The sequence below is a fragment of the Kitasatospora sp. NPDC087315 genome, from assembly GCF_044744345.1.
Lineage (GTDB): Bacteria > Actinomycetota > Actinomycetes > Streptomycetales > Streptomycetaceae > Kitasatospora.
In genome coordinates this window covers 43,001-60,923 of sequence record NZ_JBIUYD010000014.1, presented here as the reverse complement: position 1 = coordinate 60,923, position 17,923 = coordinate 43,001, and the positions used below count along the sequence as shown (strand labels likewise).

Genomic DNA, 17,923 nt, shown 5'->3' with positions numbered 1-17,923 from the left:
CCGGGGGCGGGTCAGGACTTCTTCTTCGGGCGCTGGCCGCCCTGTCCGCCACCGCGCTTCGGCTGCTGCCGGGCGCCCTGCTGCCGGACGGTGCCCGGCTTGGCTCCGGCGGGCTTGGCCGCGCCCTGCTTGGCCGCGGCCGGCTGGTCGGCACCGGACTCGACGGTCTCCTCGGCCGGGGCCGGGGCGTCCTTGGTCAGGCTGGTCGTCTGACCGCCGTGCTGGCGCTGTGCCTTGGTCTGCTTGCGCGGCTGCTGGCGTCGCACCTGCACCGCGTCCTCGACGACGGCCTCGGCGGTCGTGGCCGTCTTCTTCGGGGGAAGCAGGCCCCACATACCGCCCTTGATCACCGAGCCGTCCGGGTTCAGCCGGCCCGCCTTCTTCAGCCGCACCTGGCGCTCGTCCCACGCCTTGCTGCCCGGCGTCGGGTTGTTGCGGATGACGACCAGCTGCTGGCCCATCGACCAGACGTTGGTGGTCAGCCAGTAGACCAGGACACCGACCGGGAAGTTGATGCCCATCACGGCGAACATGATCGGGAAGACGTACATCAGCATCTTCTGCTGCTGCATGAACGGCGTCTTGACCGTGAGGTCCATGTTCTTGGTCATCAGCTGGCGCTGCGTGATGAACTGCGACAGCGACATCAGGATGATCATGACCGCGACGACGATCTTGACGCTGGTCTCGGGGCTGCTCACGAAGGTCGCGGAGAGCGGGGCACCGAAGATGTGCGCCTTGCCCGCGCTGGTCAGCAGGGTGCCGTCGATGACCCCGATCGGCTCGCTCTTGGCGACCTTGGCGAGCACGCCGTAGAGCGCGGTGAAGAACGGCGCCTGCACGATGATGGGAAGGCAGCTGGAGAACGGGTTGGTACCCGCCTCCTTGTACAGCTTCATCATCTCTTCGGACTGGCGCTGCTTGTCGTTCTTGTAGCGCTCCTGGATGGCCTTCATCTTCGGCTGGATCGCCTGCATGGCCCGGGTCGCCTTGATCTGCTTCACGAAGAGCGGGATCAGGCAGATCCGGATGACGACCACCATGGACGCGATGGCCAGACCCCAGGCCCAGCCACCGTCCGGATCGAAGATGTGGCTGTACAGCGAGTGGAACTGGACGATGATCCAGGACACCGCTGTGTACAGGGGGTTCAGGAAGGAGAAGGTCACCGGTCAGGCTCCTTGGACATTGGGATTGGCCCCACAGAGCCAATGGTCGCCGGGCCCTCGGGGTCCGGACCGGCGGGGGGTGCGGTCACCGGCCGGTCGGCGGCGGACCTGCGGTTCAGCAGATCGCGCAGCCGGCGGTGCCACACCGGGTGCTTGCGCGGCGGAACATGATCGACCCCGCCGGGCGTCCACGGATTGCAGCGCAGGATGCGCCACACGGTCAGGCCGCCGCCCTTGACCGCCCCGTGCACCTTCACGGCCTCGTAGCCGTAGTGCGAGCAGGAGGGGTAATAACGGCAGACCGGACCGAGCAGTGGGCTGATGGTCCACTGGTAGACCCTGATCAGACCCATCAGCAGGTACTTCATCGACCTGCTCCCGTCGGCGCCGAGGCGGCGGGCTCCACCTTCAGCAGCCGCTTGAGCGCCGCGTCCAGGTCACGTTCGAGATCCTGGTACGAGGCGGACGCGGCCTGGGGCAGCGCACGCACCACTATCAGGCTACCGGCGGGCAGCCTGAACAGGCGATCACGGACAAGATGGCGCAGGCGGCGCTTGACCAGGTTACGGACGACCGCCGGACCGACGGCCTTGCTCACGACGAAACCCGCACGCGCCGAAGGAGTCCCCTCGGCGACGTGCGGGCGGGAGTCGCTGGTCCGGTCGGCCTGCCCCTTGGGGTCACCGTCTCTGCTGAGATGGACGACCAGAAGGGGCCGGCCGGCCCGGCGACCGCGTTTCACCGCGGTCGCGAAGTCCTGGCGCCGCCGCAGCCGATTCTCGGAGGGCAGCACAACAGACTCTGGCGCGGATCAGGCGGACAGGCTGGTGCGGCCCTTGCCACGGCGGGCGGCCAGGATGGCGCGGCCGGCGCGGGTACGCATCCGCAGCCGGAAGCCGTGGGTCTTCGCGCGACGACGGTTGTTCGGCTGGAAGGTGCGCTTGCTCACTCGGGGGCTCCTGAGGTGAATCGTAGGATGACGGGGGGTCGCTTGGCCGTCACCGTGCGTCCGCGTGATCTCCCCTGATACGGAAATCCGGCCCATCGCCCCAGTTCGGCTGGGGTCTGAGGCAATCCACGGCGCCCGTGCTGCGCGCCTTATGGAGCGGGCGGACCCGCGGACATGCGGCAGCGGCCATCGACAACTCGACCTGGTTACGGTACGCGGGACGGGGCGCGAGGGTCAAACCGGCCGTTCGCGTCCGCCCCCGCCGGGGACCTCACGCCTCCGCCGTTGCCCACAGCCTGTGGACAACGACTTGATCCGGCCCTGTTCGCTGACTACCGTTGCAGGACTTGTCTGGTTTGTTCTTCACAACCGACCCATCGATCCACAGTCTCTTGATCCACCACCCCCTGCTGGAGCCGCGGGGAACCGAGAAAGCGTGCACCAGTGGCTGATGTCAACAGCGACCTCGTCCCGGTCTGGGCGAGAGTCGTCGAGCGGCTGGTCAACGACCCGGATGTCGGGGAGATGGACAAGCAGTGGGTGCAGCGCACCCAGCCGATGTGGATGATGCACGACACCGCCCTGCTGGCGACCCCCAACGAGCGGGCCAAGCAGGTGCTGGAGGGCCGGCTGCTGCCGCAGCTGACCGAGGCCCTCAGCCGCGAGCTGAACCGGCCGGTGCGGATCGCCGTGATGGTCGACGCCAACGCCGTGCCCACCACCCCGATGCCCGCCGCACCGGCCGAGCCGTACCCGGGCCCGGGCGGCGAGGACGCCGGCGAGTACGGGGAGCCGTCGTACGAGCGCCCCTACGAGCAGGACTACGAGCGCGGCCGCTACGGCGGCTACGAGCAGCGCCCCGCGCCCTACGGTGGCCCGGGCGGAGCACCGGGCTGGCCGGGCGGCGGCGAGAGCGCCCCGTCCTGGGAGAACCACCCCGGTCACCCCGGCCACTCCGGCTACGGCGAGCAGGGCCCCGGCTACCCCGAGTCCGCGCCCGGCTACCGCGAGCCGGCCGAGCCCGACCGCCCGGCGCCGCGCGAGAACCGCCCGCTGCCCGGGCCGCCGGCGACCACCCAGGGCGACCTCTTCGGCGGCGCGTACGGCCCCGGGCCGGGCGAGCAGCCGCGGGCCGGGGCCGGCCGCCGCTCCCCCGCCCCGCGCCCGGCCCCCGGCCGCCCCGCGGAGAAGTCCGGCGCCGAGCGCGCCACCGACCGCCAGGCCGTCCCCGGTGTACCGGCCCCGCCCGGCGCTCCCCCGGCCGGCGGCTCCCGCAAGGACGAGCCGGCCGCCCGGCTGAACCCCAAGTACCTCTTCGACACCTTCGTCATCGGCGCGAGCAACCGCTTCGCGCACGCGGCGGCGGTGGCGGTCGCCGAGGCCCCGGCCAAGGCGTACAACCCGCTCTTCATCTACGGCGAGTCCGGGCTGGGCAAGACCCACCTGCTGCACGCCATCGGGCACTACTCGCGCAGCCTCTTCCCGGGCACCCGGGTGCGCTACGTGTCCTCGGAGGAGTTCACCAACGAGTTCATCAACTCGATCCGCGACGGCAAGGCGGACGCGTTCCGCAAGCGCTACCGGGACATGGACATCCTGCTCGTGGACGACGTGCAGTTCCTGGCGAGCAAGGAGTCCACGCAGGAGGAGTTCTTCCACACTTTCAACACCCTGCACAACGCGAACAAGCAGATCGTCCTCTCCTCGGACCGGCCGCCCAAGCAACTGATCACGCTGGAGGACCGGTTGCGCAACCGCTTCGAGTGGGGGCTGATCACCGACGTCACCCCGCCGGAGCTGGAGACCCGGATCGCGATCCTGCGCAAGAAGGCGATCCAGGAGCAACTGAACGCCCCGGCGGATGTGTTGGAGTTCATCGCGTCCCGAATCACCCGCAACATCCGGGAGTTGGAGGGCGCCCTGATCCGGGTCACCGCCTTCGCCAACCTCAACCGGGCGCCGGTGGACCTGGAGTTGGCCGGCATCGTCCTCAAGGACCTGATTCCGGGCGGGGACGAGGATGCCGGACCGGAGATCACCGCGCAGGTCATCATGCAGCAGACCGCGGCCTACTTCGGGCTGGGCGTGGACGACCTCTGCGGATCCTCGCGCAGCCGGGTGCTGGTGACGGCTCGTCAGATCGCCATGTACCTCTGCCGGGAGCTGACCGACCTCTCACTGCCGAAGATCGGCGCCCAGTTCGGCGGACGCGACCACACCACGGTGATGCACGCGGACCGCAAGATCCGCTCGCTGATGGCCGAGCGTCGCTCGATCTACAACCAGGTCACCGAACTGACCAACCGCATCAAGAGCTAGGCCGTCCACGGCCGTTGGAGGGCGTCAGGAGCGGTCCTGACGCCCTTTTCGCGTATCCACAGGTGTGTACCGCCGTCCGGCTGGGCAGGGATGCCTGCGACGGACGCTCCGCCAGCCCGCAGGCCGCGCCGAACATCTGACCGGGGATTCGAACCGCCCCGGCGCGCAGGGCCGAAATCCACAGGCTGGACCGGTTCCCCGCCGTCCACAGGGCGGGGAACCGGAAGTTATCCAGAATTCCTCCACAGGCTGAGCGCCGCTACGCTCTTCCGCGCAGGTCAGGTGCCTGTGGACTTGTGCACAACCGTTATCCACAGGGTGTGGACAGTTGGCGGCCCGTCAGTGGGCCGTCCGGGTTATCCACCGGTTGTCCCCAGGGAGGGCGGGGTTATCCCCAGGTTGTCCACAGGCGCGTCCACAGTTCGACAAGCGTGTACCCACGTTCATGCCCTGGTGTGAAAGGCGTCACGAAATGTTGACCGGCGCCCGTGGATAACCGGGGCCGGATCTGGGGACAGCACTGGGGATAACCTGTGGATACCCAGCGTGCCCTGTGGGTAACGCTCCGCCGTCCACAGCGGGCCGTGTTCGTCCACAGCCGCCGTCCACACATCCTGTGGACAAAAAACCCGGCCTGACCTGCGCGAACGGGGTTATCCACGGTTTCCACAGGCCCTACTACTACTGCTACACCTATAGACCCATCGACTCGTTCAAAAGCGGGTGGGGCCAAAATCTGTGGACAACGGATCCCCGACATCTGTTCGGGTTGCTTCCGCCCGTCTGCCCCGTCTGTCGGTGGAGTACGTCAGACTGTCCTCGGCGACTGGAAGCGGAGCGGCAGAGCTCGGCGGCCAGCCGAACCGACGATCAAGACCAGACGAACCAGACTTGCGAGCGGGAGCGCTCGATCCAGGAGGCGGTTACCGGTGAAGTTCCGGGTGGAGCGTGACGTCCTCGCGGAGGCGGTGGCCTGGGCTGCCCGCAGCCTCCCGGCACGGCCGCCGGTGCCGGTGCTGGCCGGCCTGCTGCTGACGGCGCAGGAGGGCAGCCTGGCGCTGTCCGGCTTCGACTACGAGGTCTCGGCCCGGGTCGAGCTGGAGGCCGACATCGAGGAGGCCGGCACCGTCCTGGTCTCCGGCCGGCTGCTCAACGACATCTCGCGCAACCTTCCCAACAGGCCTGTGGAGATCTCCACCGACGGCCAGCGGGTCAGCGTGGTCTGCGGCAGCTCGCGGTTCACCCTCCCCACCCTCCCGGTGGACGAGTACCCGGCCCTGCCCCAGATGCCGACCGCGACCGGCACCGTCTCCGGAGACGTCTTCGCCTCCGCGGTCAGCCAGGCCGCGGTGGCCGCCGGCCGTGACGACACCCTGCCGGTGCTCACCGGTGTGCGGGTCGAGATCGAGGGCGACCGGATCACCCTGGCCGCCACCGACCGCTACCGCTTCGCCGTCCGCGAGCTGCTCTGGAAGCCCGAGCAGCCGGACATCTCCGCGGTCGCCCTGGTGCCCGCCAAGACCCTGCAGGACATCGCCAAGTCGCTGGGCAGCGGCGACAACGTCTCGATCGCGCTCTCCTCGGGCGGCGCGGGCGAGGGCCTGGTCGGCTTCGAGGGCGCGGGCCGCCGGACCACCACCCGGCTGCTGGAGGGCGAGTTCCCGAAGTTCCGCAGCCTCTTCCCGACCGAGTTCAACGCCATCGCGGCGATCCAGACCCAGCCCTTCCTGGAGGCGCTCAAGCGCGTCTCGCTGGTCGCGGAGCGCAACACCCCGGTCCGGCTGAACTTCGAGGAGGGCGTCCTCACCCTGGAGGCCGGTTCGGGCGACGACGCCCAGGCCACCGAGCGGATCGACGCCTCCCTGGAGGGCGACTCCATCTCGATCGCCTTCAACCCGGGCTACCTGGAGGAGGGCCTCAAGGCCATCGACTCCGCCTACGCCCAGCTGAGCTTCACCACGCCGACCAAGCCGGCCCTGCTCAGCGGCAAGGCCTCGGTGGGCGCCGAGGCGGACGAGGCGTACCAGTACCTGATCATGCCGGTCCGCCTCTCCGGCTGATCCCCGCCGGCGCCGCACGCGTTACCCACAGGCTGTGTACAGCCTGTGGAAGGCCTCCCCCGGTCGGCCCGACCGCGGGGAGGCCCTGTCGCTTCAGCGCGTAGGCTCAGGACAGCGCGGCAAGGGCGCCGCCGGCAGGCACGTCACCACAGGTAAGGACTTGGTCATGGAGCTCGGCCTCATCGGTCTCGGCAAGATGGGCGGCAACATGCGCGAGCGGATCCGCCGCGCCGGCCACACCGTCATCGGCTACGACCGCAACCCGGACATCTCCGACGTCGAGAGCCTCCAGGAGCTCGTCACCAAGCTTCAGGGCCCGCGTGTGGTCTGGGTCATGGTCCCGGCCGGGGCCGCCACCCAGGCGACCGTCGACGAGCTCGCCGAGCTGCTCTCCCCCGGCGACGTGGTGGTCGACGGCGGCAACTCCCGCTGGACCGACGACATCAAGCACGCCGAGGCGCTGGCCGCCAAGGGCATCGGCTTCGTGGACTGCGGCGTCTCCGGCGGCGTCTGGGGCCTGGAGAACGGCTACGCGCTGATGTACGGCGGCGACGCCGAGCACGTCGCCAAGGTCCAGCCGGTCTTCGACGCGCTCAAGCCCGAGGGCGACTTCGGCTCCGTCCACGCGGGCGCGGTCGGTGCCGGCCACTTCGCGAAGATGGTCCACAACGGCATCGAGTACGCGATGATGCAGGCCTTCGCCGAGGGCTGGGAGCTGCTGGAGGCCGCCCCCGAGGTGACCGACGTGCGCGAGGTCTTCCGCAGCTGGCAGGAGGGCACCGTGATCCGCTCCTGGCTGCTCGACCTGGCCGTCCGCGCCCTGGACGACGACGAGCACCTGGCCAAGCTCAAGGGCTGGGCCGCCGACTCCGGCGAGGGCCGCTGGACCGTCGAGGCCGCGATCGACCACGCCGTGCCGCTGCCGGCGATCACCGCCTCGCTGTTCGCCCGGTTCGCCTCCCGCCAGGACGACTCGCCGCAGATGAAGATGATCGCCGCGCTGCGCAACCAGTTCGGCGGCCACGCGGTCGAGTCCAAGTAGTCCCACCGGTTTTTCCACAGAAGGCGAGCGCAGTCCACAGCCATGCACGTCGCGCATCTGTCGCTCGCCGACTTCCGTTCCTACGCCCGGGCCGAGGTACCCCTCGACCCGGGCGTGACGGCCTTCGTCGGCCCCAACGGCCAGGGCAAGACCAATCTGGTGGAGGCGATCGGCTACATCGCCACCCTGGGCAGCCACCGGGTGGCCACCGACGCCCCGTTGATCCGGCTCGGCGCGGACCGGGCGGTGATCCGCGCCTCGGTGCTGGCCGGCGCCCGCAGCACCCTGGTCGAGCTGGAGATCACCCCCGGCAAGGCCAACCGGGCCCGGATCAACCGCTCCGACAACGTCCGCCCGCGCGACGTGCTGGGCCTGCTGCGCACCGTGCTGTTCGCCCCCGAGGACCTCAGCCTGGTCAAGGGGGACCCGGGCGAGCGCCGGCGCTTCCTGGACGAGCTGCTGACCGCCCGGGCCCCCCGGCTGGCCGGGGTCCGGCAGGACTACGAGCGGGTGCTCAAGCAGCGCAACGCCCTGCTGAAGACCGCCGCGATGGCCCGCCGGGCCGGTGGCGGCAAGGGTGCCGACCTCTCCACCCTGGAGGTCTGGGACGGCCATCTGGCGCGCGCCGGAGCGGAGTTGACCGCCTTCCGGATCCAGCTGGTGGCTGCCCTGCAGCCGCTGGTGGCGGCCGCGTACGGGCAGCTCGCGCCGGCCGGCGGCGAGATCGGGCTGGAGTACCGGAGCTCCTTCGAGGGCGAGCTGCCGGGCAGCCGGGAGCAGGCCGAGGAACAGCTGCTGCGGGCCCTCCAGGCCGCCCGTAAGCAGGAGGTCGAGCGCGGGCTGACGCTGGTCGGGCCGCACCGCGACGAACTGGTGCTCAAGCTCGGCCCGCTGCCGGCCAAGGGCTACGCGAGCCACGGCGAGTCCTGGTCGTTCGCGCTGGCGTTGCGGCTGGCCTCGTACGAGCTGCTGCGCGCCGACGGCGGGGAGCCGGTGCTGATCCTGGACGACGTCTTCGCCGAGCTGGACGCCTCCCGCCGGGACCGGCTGGCCGAGCTGGTCGCCGGCGGCGAGCAGGTGCTGGTCACCGCGGCCGTCGCCGAGGACGTGCCGAAGGCGCTGGCCGGGGCCCGTTACACGGTGGCGGACGGCGCGGTGCGCCGGGTCGACGCCTGAGGTCCGGCCGCTCCCGTACGCTGGACGGCTCACCGGCGCGCGACCGCGACGGTTGTCCACAGGCTGGGGAAAGGAGATCGCCGTGAGCGAGCCGGCGGAGCACTTCCCGAAGCCCTCCGGCCCGGTGCCGGCCGGCGCCCGGCTGACCGGTGCCGACCTGGCCCGCTCGGCGCTGCGGGCGGCCCGGGCGCAGGCCCGCGAGCGCGGCGAGCAGGTCCGGGAGAAGCGCGAGGCGAAGCGGCACGGGCTGCGCAGCGGAGCGCGCTCGGACGGCCGCGACCCGGTGCCGCTGGGCGCCGCGCTGAACCGGCTGCTGACCGAGCGCGGCTGGGAGTCCTCGGCGGCGGTCGGCGGGGTGATGGGCCGGTGGAGCCAGATCGTCGGCCCGGACATCGCGGCGCACTGTGAGCCCACCTCCTACGACGACGCGGCAGCGGTGCTCACCGTGCAGTGCGACTCCACCGCATGGGCAACTCAACTGCGCTGGCTGGCCAGGCAGTTGGTGGCCCGCCTGAACCACGAGCTGGGCCATGGCACGGTCAAGGTGATCAAGGTGCTGGGCCCCGTCGCCCCGGTACGCGGTTACGGACGGCTGCGCGCGCCGGGGAGCAAGGGGCCGGGCGACACCTGGGGCTGAGTCCGGCCGGCCGGGTCGCGAGCGGACCGGGATCCTCCGGAACCCCTGACGGCCCTTCCAGGCGGTCTGGGCCCCCGGGGCGAGTATCGGGACACGTGCAGAGGGGATTCAGGGCGGCGTATCTGCCCTCAGAGGCTGCCAAACGCCCATCTATGTCAGTCGTACCGGTAGACTGAAGGCCAAACACTGTTGCTAGTGGCAACCGAGTCGAAACGCCGTGGTCGCACGCCCGCCCACACGGGGTGGGGATGCGGCCCGTGCTGTGCCAGAGAGGGCGCTTCGTGGCCGATTCCGGCAACCCCAGCCAGACCCCAGACCAGACCGACCAGGCGACCGAGAGCACCTACACCGGTAGCAACATCCAGGTGCTGGAAGGCCTCGACGCCGTCCGCAAGCGCCCCGGCATGTACATCGGTTCGACCGGTGAGCGCGGGCTGCACCACCTGGTGCAGGAGGTCGTGGACAACTCCGTCGACGAGGCGATGGCCGGGTACGCCGACACCATCGACGTCACGCTCCTCGCCGACGGCGCGGTCCGGGTGGTCGACAACGGCCGCGGCATCCCGGTGGACATCGTCCCAGGTCAGGACAAGCCGGCCGTCGAGGTCGTGCTCACCGTCCTGCACGCCGGCGGCAAGTTCGGCGGCGGCGGCTACGCCGTCTCCGGCGGTCTGCACGGTGTCGGCGTCTCCGTGGTGAACGCGCTGTCCACCAGGCTCTCCGTGGAGATCCACAAGGACGGCAGCATCTGGACCCAGGACTACAAGATGGGTGCCCCGACCGGTCCGCTGGTCAAGGGCGAGCCGACCGACCGGACCGGCACCACGGTCACGTTCTGGGCCGACGGGGACATCTTCGAGACCACCGTCTACTCCTTCGAGACGCTCTCCCGGCGCTTCCAGGAGATGGCCTTCCTCAACAAGGGCCTGTCCATCTCGCTGATCGACGAGCGCCCCGAGCACGCGGACGAGGAGGGCAGGCCGCTCTCCGTCACGTACAAGTACGACGGCGGCATCGCCGACTTCGTCGCCCACCTCAACTCCCGCAAGGGCGAGGTCATCCACCCCTCGGTGATCGACTTCGAGGCGGAGGACAAGGACAAGGCGATCTCGGTGGAGATCGCGATGCAGTGGAACTCCTCCTACACCGAGGGGGTCTACAGCTTCGCCAACACCATCCACACGCACGGCGGCGGTACCCACGAGGAGGGCTTCCGCGCCGCGCTGACCGGCCTGGTCAACCGCTACGCGCGGGACAAGAAGCTGCTCCGCGAGAAGGACGACAACCTCTCCGGCGAGGACATCCGCGAGGGTCTGACCGCGATCATCTCGGTCAAGCTCGGCGAGCCGCAGTTCGAGGGCCAGACCAAGGACAAGCTCGGCAACACCGAGGCGAAGACCTTCGTCCAGCGGGTGGTCCACGAGCAGCTGAACGACTGGCTGGACCGCAACCCCAACGAGGCCGCGGACATCATCCGCAAGTCCATCCAGGCCGCCACCGCGCGCGTCGCCGCTCGCAAGGCCCGTGACCTGACCCGCCGCAAGGGCCTGCTGGAGAGCGCCTCGCTGCCGGGCAAGCTCAGCGACTGCCAGTCCAAGGACCCGGCCGAATGCGAGATCTTCATCGTCGAGGGTGACTCCGCCGGCGGCTCGGCCAAGCAGGGCCGCGACCCGCGGATCCAGGCCATCCTCCCGATCCGCGGCAAGATCCTGAACGTCGAGAAGGCCCGGATCGACAAGGTGCTGCAGAACACCGAGGTCCAGGCGCTGATCTCGGCCTTCGGCTGCGGCATCCAGGAGGACTACGACGAGTCCAAGCTCCGCTATCACAAGATCGTCCTGATGGCGGACGCCGACGTCGACGGACAGCACATCCGCACCCTGCTGCTGACCCTGCTGTTCCGCTTCATGCGGCCGCTGGTCGAGTCCGGGTACGTGTACCTGGCGATGCCGCCGCTGTACAAGATCAAGTGGGGCAAGGACGACTTCGACTACGTCTACTCCGACCGCGAGCGGGACGCCACCATCGCGGCCGGCGTCGCGGCCGGCCGACGGCTGCCGAAGGACGACGCGATCCAGCGCTTCAAGGGTCTCGGCGAGATGAACGCCGAGGAGCTCCGGGTCACCACCATGGACCAGGCCCACCGGCTGCTCATGCAGGTCACCCTGGAGGACGCGGCCCGTGCCGACGACCTGTTCTCGGTCCTGATGGGCGAGGACGTCGAGGCCCGCCGCTCCTTCATCCAGCGCAACGCCAAGGACGTCCGCTTCCTGGACGTGTGACCGGGGCCCTCCCCGCCAGCACAGTCCAGTCACGCGTGAAAGGAAACTGACCACCAGTGGTCGACGACAACCGTCCCGACGGCGAGCAGCCGGACGCCAGCACCGCCACCGACACCTTCGTGTCCCGGGTCGAGCCGATCGAGCTCGAGACCGAGATGCAGCGCTCCTACCTCGACTACGCGATGAGCGTGATCGTCAGCCGGGCGCTCCCCGAGGTCCGCGACGGCCTCAAGCCGGTGCACCGGCGCGTGCTCTACGCGATGTACGACGGCGGGTACCGCCCCGAGAAGGGCTACTACAAGTGCGCCCGCGTCGTCGGCGACGTCATGGGCAACTACCACCCGCACGGCGACACCTCGATCTACGACACCGTGGTCCGGCTGGCCCAGCCGTGGTCGCTGCGGATGCCGCTGGTCGACGGCAACGGCAACTTCGGCTCCCCGGGCAACGACCCGGCCGCGGCCATGCGCTACACCGAGTGCAAGATGATGCCGCTGGCCATGGAGATGATGCGGGACATCGACGAGGAGACCGTCGACTTCGCCGCCAACTACGACGGCCGCTCGCAGGAGCCCACCGTCCTGCCCGCGCGCATCCCCAACCTGCTGATCAACGGTGCCACCGGCATCGCGGTCGGCATGGCCACCAACATCCCGCCGCACAACCTCCGCGAGGTCGCCTCCGGCGCGCTCTGGGCGCTGGAGCACCCGGACGCCTCCAACGAGGAGCTGCTGGAGGCCCTGATCGAGCGGATCAAGGGCCCGGACTTCCCGACCGGCGCCCTGATCGTCGGCCGCCGCGGGATCGAGGAGGCGTACCGCACCGGGCGCGGCTCGATCACCATGCGCGCCGTGGTCGAGGTCGAGGAGATCCAGGGCCGCCAGTGCCTGGTGATCACCGAGCTGCCGTACCAGGTCAACCCGGACAACCTCGCGCTGAAGATCGCCGACCTGGTCAAGGACGGCAAGGTCGCCGGCATCGCCGACGTCCGCGACGAGTCCTCCTCGCGCACCGGCCAGCGCCTGGTGATCGTGCTCAAGCGCGACGCCGTCGCCAAGGTCGTGCTGAACAACCTCTACAAGCACACCGACCTGCAGACCAACTTCGGCGCCAACATGCTGGCCCTGGTCGACGGCGTGCCGCGCACGCTCTCGCTGGACGCCTTCATCCGGCACTGGGTCAACCACCAGGTCGAGGTCATCGTCCGGCGCACCACCTTCCGGCTGCGCAAGGCCGAGGAGCGGGCGCACATCCTGCGCGCCCTGCTGCGCGCCCTGGACGTGATCGACGAGGTCATCGCGCTGATCCGGGCCTCGGAGAGTGCCGACGCCGCCCGCACCGGCCTGATGGGCCTGCTCTCCATCGACGAGCTCCAGGCCAACGCGATCCTCGAGATGCAGCTGCGCCGCCTGGCTGCCCTGGAGCGCCAGCGGATCACCGACGAGCACGACGAGCTGCAGCGCAAGATCGACGAGTACAACGCGATCCTGCGTTCGCCGGGCCGCCAGCGCGAGATCATCTCCGAGGAGCTCACCGCGATCGTCGAGAAGTACGGCGACGAGCGGCGCTCCACCCTGATCCCGTCCGACGGCGACCTCTCCATCGAGGACCTCATCGCCGAGGAGGACATCGTCGTCACCATCACCCGTGGTGGCTACGTCAAGCGGACCCGCTCCGACCTCTACCGCTCGCAGAAGCGCGGCGGCAAGGGCGTGCGCGGCGCCCAGCTGAAGCAGGACGACCTCGTCGACCACTTCTTCGTGACGACGACCCACAACTGGATCCTGTTCTTCACCAACAAGGGCCGGGTCTACCGCGCCAAGGGCTACGAGCTGCCGGACGCCGGGCGCGACGCCCGCGGCCAGCACGTGGCCAACCTGCTGGCCTTCCAGCCGGAGGAGCACATCACCCAGGTGATGGCGGTGCGCACCTACGAGGACAAGCCGTACCTGGTCCTCGCGACCCGGGCCGGTCTGGTGAAGAAGTCCCAGCTGAAGGACTACGACTCCCCGCGCTCCGGCGGCCTGATCGCGATCAACCTGCGCCAGGACGACCAGGGCCGGGACGACGAGCTGATCGGTGCCGAGCTGGTCTCCGCCGAGGACGACCTGCTGCTGGTCTCCAAGAAGGCCCAGTCGATCCGGTTCACCGCCACCGACGACGCGCTGCGGCCCACCGGCCGCGCGACCTCGGGCGTCAAGGGCATGTCCTTCCGCGAGGACGACGAACTGCTCTCGATGAACGTGGTGCGTCCAGGGACGTACGTCTTCACCGCCACCGACGGCGGTTACGCCAAGCGCACCGGGGTGGACGAGTACCGTGTCCAGGGACGCGGCGGCTACGGCACCAAGGCGGCGAAGATCGTCGAGGGCCGGGGCTCGCTGGTCGGCGCTCTGGTGGTGGACGACACCGACGAGATCATGGCGATCACCCTCTCGGGTGGGGTGATTCGTACAAGGGTTTCCGAGGTTCGTGAAACCGGACGTGACACCATGGGCGTCCAACTGATCAACCTCGGAAAGCGCGACGCGGTGGTGGGCATGGCCCGCAACGCGGAGGCCGAGGACGAGGAGGGCACGGAGGACGAGGCGGCGGGTACCGAGTCCGCCGAGTCCACCGGGTCGGCCGAGGGTATCGAGGGTGTGGAGACGGCGCCGGGCGGCGAGGACGCCCAGGCCTGATCCCGATCGCGTCGGCCGGTACCGCCGCGTCCGTACAGGGCGCGGCGGTACCGGCCGCCGACCAGTTCCGGGCAATCCCGCCGGGCGCTGGGGTGACGAGTGACGAAGCAGGCCGGCGCAGCCGTCCTGGCGGGAAGTGCGGGAGGACCAGGTGAGTGGAGCCACGGGTGCTGCGGGAGGAGCCACCGGCGGCCGTCCGGGCGCAGCACAGGGCGGCGGGGGGTACGGCGGGCCGCAGCCGCCGGCCGAGCACCCGGCCGCGTCCACCTCGCTGATGCCACCGGTCGGTGCGGCGGGTCAGGGCGGCGGGGGGACCTACGGCGGTCAGCCGACACCGCCGGCTTCGGGTGCGCCGGGGCAGGGCGGGTTTTCGCAGCCGACCACGTACGCCAAGGGGCAGCCGACGCCGCCCCGGGGGACCAGGGTGGGCAACACCCCGCCCGGCGGTACGCCCGTTCCCGGCGGGGCCGCCGCGCGTCGGCCGGCCGGCGCACCGGCCCCGGCCGGAGCGGGCCTGGGCCGGACCCGCAAGGCCCGGCTGAGGGTGACCAAGGCCGACCCCTGGTCGGTCATGAAGGTCAGTTTCCTGCTGTCGCTGGCGGTCGGGATCATCATCATCGTCGCGGCCGCGGTGCTGTGGATGACGCTGGACTCGCTCGGCGTCTTCGACTCGCTGACCAAGACCCTGAAGGACGTCACCGGCTCGGACACCACCGGCGGCCTCAACCTGATGGACTACGTCGGCTTCGGCAAGGTGATGACCTTCACCTCGCTGATCGCGGTGGTCGACGTGGTGCTGCTGACCGCGCTGTCCACGCTCTCCGCGTTCATCTACAACGCGGCGGCCGGCTTCACCGGCGGCATCGAGCTGACCCTGGCCGAGGAGGACTGATCCCGGCCACACCGGCCGGTTTCTGATCCCGGGTCAGATTTCCGTCCGCGGACGGAATGGGCGGGCCCCGCAGGCTGTTGCAGCCTGCGGGGCCCGCTGGCATTCGGGTGACAGCCGACTCCCGCGGCGTGCCGCCCGATTTGGGGCCGGGCGCGGTGGGATTAGCTGGGTGCGCCCGTTCCGGGCTCCGACTGCCGCAGGCCGCCCCCCGGTCCGACTGGCCGGGGCTGGTACGGCTGTGCAGGTACGGCTGGACGGAGGCGCGCGATGGCTCAGCTCGCAAGTCAACTGGTCGAGGCCCTGGAGGGGCTACTGGGGATCCCGGTGCCGCTGCGGGTGCAGGCGTGGGACGGCAGTGTCGCCGGGCCACCGGGGGCGCCCACCGTGGTGCTGCGCGGCCGCCGGGCACTGCGCCGCCTGCTCTGGCAGCCGGGCGAACTGGGCCTGGCCCGCGCCTATGTCTCGGGGGACCTGGAGCTCGCCCCCGGCGCCGACCTCTACGAGGTGCTGGCGGCCGTGGCGCTCTTCGCCGAGCGGCCCGAGATCCGCCGGCTGCGGCTCGGCCCGGCCGATGTGCTCGGCCCCAAGGGCCGCCGGGTGCTCGCGGCCCTGCTGCGGGCCGGTGCGCTGGGCCCGCGGCCCGTCCCGCCGCCGGAGGAGGCCAGGGCCGTCCAGGGGCGGCTGCACAGCCGCAGCCGGGACCGCGCGGCCATCAGCCACCACTACGACGTCGGGAACGACTTCTACGCCCTCGTACTGGGCCCGTCGATGGTGTACTCCTGCGCGTACTGGGTGCCCGCCGCCAAGAGCCTGGAGGCGGCCCAGGAGGCCAAGCTCGACCTGATCTGCCGCAAGCTCGGCCTGCGGCCCGGGATGCGGCTGCTGGACGTCGGCTGCGGCTGGGGCTCGCTGCTGCTGCACGCGGCGGAGCACTACGGGGTCACCGCGGTCGGCGTCTCCATCTCGACCGAGCAGGTCGCGCTGGCCCGGCGGCGGATCGAGGAGGCCGGTCTCTCCGGGCGGGTCGAGGTCCGCCTCCAGGACTACCGGGAGATCCAGGACGGCCCCTTCGACGCGATCTCCAGCGTCGGCATGGCCGAGCACGTCGGCGCCGAGCAGTACCGCGTCTACGCCGAGGGCCTGCACGGGCTGCTGGTGCCCGGCGGCCGGCTGCTCAACCACCAGATCGCCCGCCGCCCCGACCACCCCGGTGAGCCGCACCGCACCAGCCCGTTCATCGACCGCTACGTCTTCCCCGACGGGGAGCTCTCCCCGGTCGGCAGCACGGTGGCCCGGCTGGAGGAGGCCGGTTTCGAGGTCCGCGACGTCGAGTCGCTGCGGGAGCACTACGGCCTGACCCTGCGCGAGTGGGTGGCCAACCTGGAGGCGCGCTGGACGGAGGCGGTCGGTCTGGCCGGTCGCGGCCGGGCCAGGGTCTGGCGGCTGTACATGGCGGCGTCCGCGCTGGCCTTCGAGCAGAACCGCATCGGGGTCAACCAGATCCTCGCCGTCCGTACCGGCCCCGAGGGCGAGGCCCGGTTCCCCGCCACCCGCGAGGAGTGGCTGCTGCGCCCGGCCGACACCCCCCACCTGCGGCCCTTCGCCACCGGTCCCGAACCCGCCGCCGCGACCCCCGCCGACCCGGATTTGGGAGATCGGCCATCGGTCCGCTAATCTTTCAGTGCGGCAAGGGCCTATAGCTCAGACGGTTAGAGCGCTTCCCTGATAAGGAAGAGGCCACAGGTTCAAGTCCTGTTAGGCCCACCGGCGCGAAGGGCCCGGAGTGATCTCACTCCGGGCCCTTCGACGTTTTCTTGGCCGCCGCCGGAACTGCGCGCCGTCCCCGGGTGTTGTCGGGGGTAGGGCGAGTGGAGGGATGGTGGCGGTATGGCGCTGTTCTGGGCGATGAGCATTCCGGGGCTGGTCTGTGCGCTGGTGGCCCTGGCCTTTCTCGATCAGCTGGCGCTGCGGGCGCGGAAGTCGCGCTGGGTGCCCTGGCGGGGGACGGGCCGGGAGGGGCAGGTCTCGGCGACGGGGTTCGAGCAGCTGCACGCGCAGTTCGCGGCCGGAAAGCAGCACGAACTGGACGAGCGGCGGAGCACGCTGATGCTGCGCGACGAGGAGGGCGAGGGGGCGCCGCCCAGGACCAGGGTGGACCTGGCGGCCGGTACGGCGGTGGTGGTGCCGACGACGCGCCGGTAGCGGTTCGGGCGGCGGTCCCGGGGTGTCGTGGGCGGGCCGGCCGCAGGGCAGAAGGTGTGGCGTCAATCCTCCGGCCGGACCGGTTGGTTGGAGGCAGCGGCGGCTGGTCACGATTGGGACACCGGTGTGTATCATCGGCCGCAAGGGCAGTCCGGCACCCGACAGCCCGTTCGCACTCGAAACAACTCATGGACTCGTCGGCCCGGCCAATCCGGCCGGAGCACGGCTGTTGAGTCCGCAACGCAAGAAGGACGAGGTCCCGCGGTGAAGAAGCTTCTCCTGGTCGCCCTGGTCGCCCTCGGCGGCTTCTTTGTCTACCGTCAGGTCCAGGCGGACCGCGCCGAGCAGGACCTGTGGACCGAGGCCACCGACCCGGTCCCGGCCGGTCGCTGAGGCCCCGGACGATCTGACGATCGACGATCTTCGGAGGCGCCGGGCGGCGCCTCCCGGGTCGGGGGGGCCCCGGCGTGGCCCGCGGCCGCCCCCCGACCGCCCAACCCCCCCCCGCGGGGGA

15 protein-coding genes and 1 tRNA gene are annotated in these 17,923 nt (G+C 70.6%); 12 read left to right on the top strand and 4 right to left on the bottom strand.

Translation table 11 applies throughout. The features are described from left to right. Positions 1-11: 11 nt before the first annotated feature. The 4 genes from yidC to rpmH are packed head-to-tail and all read right to left on the bottom strand — an operon-like array spanning position 12 to position 2,118. Positions 12-1,169, bottom strand: a complete 1,158-nt coding sequence (yidC, locus tag ACIO5D_RS21050; protein WP_363613049.1) for a membrane protein insertase YidC — start codon at positions 1,167-1,169, stop codon at positions 12-14. Next, positions 1,166-1,537 carry a membrane protein insertion efficiency factor YidD gene (yidD, locus tag ACIO5D_RS21045; protein WP_363613051.1) on the bottom strand — a complete coding sequence of 124 codons (372 nt, stop codon included), beginning with the start codon at positions 1,535-1,537 and terminating at the stop codon, positions 1,166-1,168. Before yidD ends, yidC begins: the two co-directional genes overlap by 4 nt. Beyond that, positions 1,534-1,962, bottom strand: a complete 429-nt coding sequence (gene rnpA, locus ACIO5D_RS21040; protein ID WP_363613053.1) for a ribonuclease P protein component — start codon at positions 1,960-1,962, stop codon at positions 1,534-1,536. Before rnpA ends, yidD begins: the two co-directional genes overlap by 4 nt. Positions 1,963-1,980: 18 nt before the next feature. Further along, entirely contained in the window at positions 1,981-2,118 is a 138-nt protein-coding gene (rpmH, locus tag ACIO5D_RS21035) for a 50S ribosomal protein L34 (RefSeq protein WP_030392420.1), read from the bottom strand. Between the two features lie 444 nt (positions 2,119-2,562). Here rpmH and dnaA point away from each other — a divergent pair, with 444 nt between their 5' ends. From dnaA to ACIO5D_RS20975, 12 genes are all read left to right on the top strand, one after another. Next, positions 2,563-4,437, top strand: a complete 1,875-nt coding sequence (gene dnaA / locus ACIO5D_RS21030) for a chromosomal replication initiator protein DnaA (RefSeq protein WP_363613055.1) — start codon at positions 2,563-2,565, stop codon at positions 4,435-4,437. A 929-nt stretch (positions 4,438-5,366) separates the two neighbouring features. Beyond that, positions 5,367-6,497 (top strand): DNA polymerase III subunit beta, encoded by a 1,131-nt coding sequence (gene dnaN / locus ACIO5D_RS21025; protein ID WP_400796943.1) that lies wholly within the window; start codon positions 5,367-5,369, stop codon positions 6,495-6,497. Positions 6,498-6,663: 166 nt separating this feature from the next. Further along, the gene (gene gnd / locus ACIO5D_RS21020) at positions 6,664-7,539 is read left to right on the top strand and encodes a phosphogluconate dehydrogenase (NAD(+)-dependent, decarboxylating) (RefSeq protein WP_363613059.1); all 876 of its coding nucleotides are present in this window, start codon (positions 6,664-6,666) and stop codon (positions 7,537-7,539) included. Between the two features lie 42 nt (positions 7,540-7,581). Continuing rightward, on the top strand, positions 7,582-8,715 hold the full coding sequence (recF, locus tag ACIO5D_RS21015; protein ID WP_400796940.1) for a DNA replication/repair protein RecF: 1,134 nt from the start codon (positions 7,582-7,584) through the stop codon (positions 8,713-8,715). Between the two features lie 124 nt (positions 8,716-8,839). Further along, complete coding sequence (locus ACIO5D_RS21010) at positions 8,840-9,352, top strand: DUF721 domain-containing protein (protein WP_400797093.1); 513 nt, start codon at positions 8,840-8,842, stop codon at positions 9,350-9,352. A 257-nt stretch (positions 9,353-9,609) separates the two neighbouring features. Then, positions 9,610-11,634, top strand: a complete 2,025-nt coding sequence (gene gyrB / locus ACIO5D_RS21005) for a DNA topoisomerase (ATP-hydrolyzing) subunit B (RefSeq protein ID WP_363613063.1) — start codon at positions 9,610-9,612, stop codon at positions 11,632-11,634. Positions 11,635-11,690: 56 nt separating this feature from the next. Beyond that, the gene (gene gyrA, locus ACIO5D_RS21000; protein WP_400654097.1) at positions 11,691-14,315 is read left to right on the top strand and encodes a DNA gyrase subunit A; all 2,625 of its coding nucleotides are present in this window, start codon (positions 11,691-11,693) and stop codon (positions 14,313-14,315) included. A 424-nt stretch (positions 14,316-14,739) separates the two neighbouring features. Further along, entirely contained in the window at positions 14,740-15,207 is a 468-nt protein-coding gene (locus ACIO5D_RS20995; RefSeq protein WP_363613065.1) for a DUF3566 domain-containing protein, read from the top strand. 267 nt (positions 15,208-15,474) lie between these two features. Next, entirely contained in the window at positions 15,475-16,881 is a 1,407-nt protein-coding gene (locus ACIO5D_RS20990) for a class I SAM-dependent methyltransferase (protein WP_400796937.1), read from the top strand. 16 nt (positions 16,882-16,897) lie between these two features. Continuing rightward, a tRNA-Ile gene (locus ACIO5D_RS20985) sits at positions 16,898-16,971 on the top strand. Between the two features lie 123 nt (positions 16,972-17,094). Continuing rightward, positions 17,095-17,409, top strand: a complete 315-nt coding sequence (locus tag ACIO5D_RS20980; protein ID WP_363613069.1) for a DUF6191 domain-containing protein — start codon at positions 17,095-17,097, stop codon at positions 17,407-17,409. Between the two features lie 264 nt (positions 17,410-17,673). After that, positions 17,674-17,802 (top strand): DLW-39 family protein, encoded by a 129-nt coding sequence (locus ACIO5D_RS20975; protein WP_014137031.1) that lies wholly within the window; start codon positions 17,674-17,676, stop codon positions 17,800-17,802. The last annotated feature ends 121 nt before the right edge of the window (positions 17,803-17,923 follow it).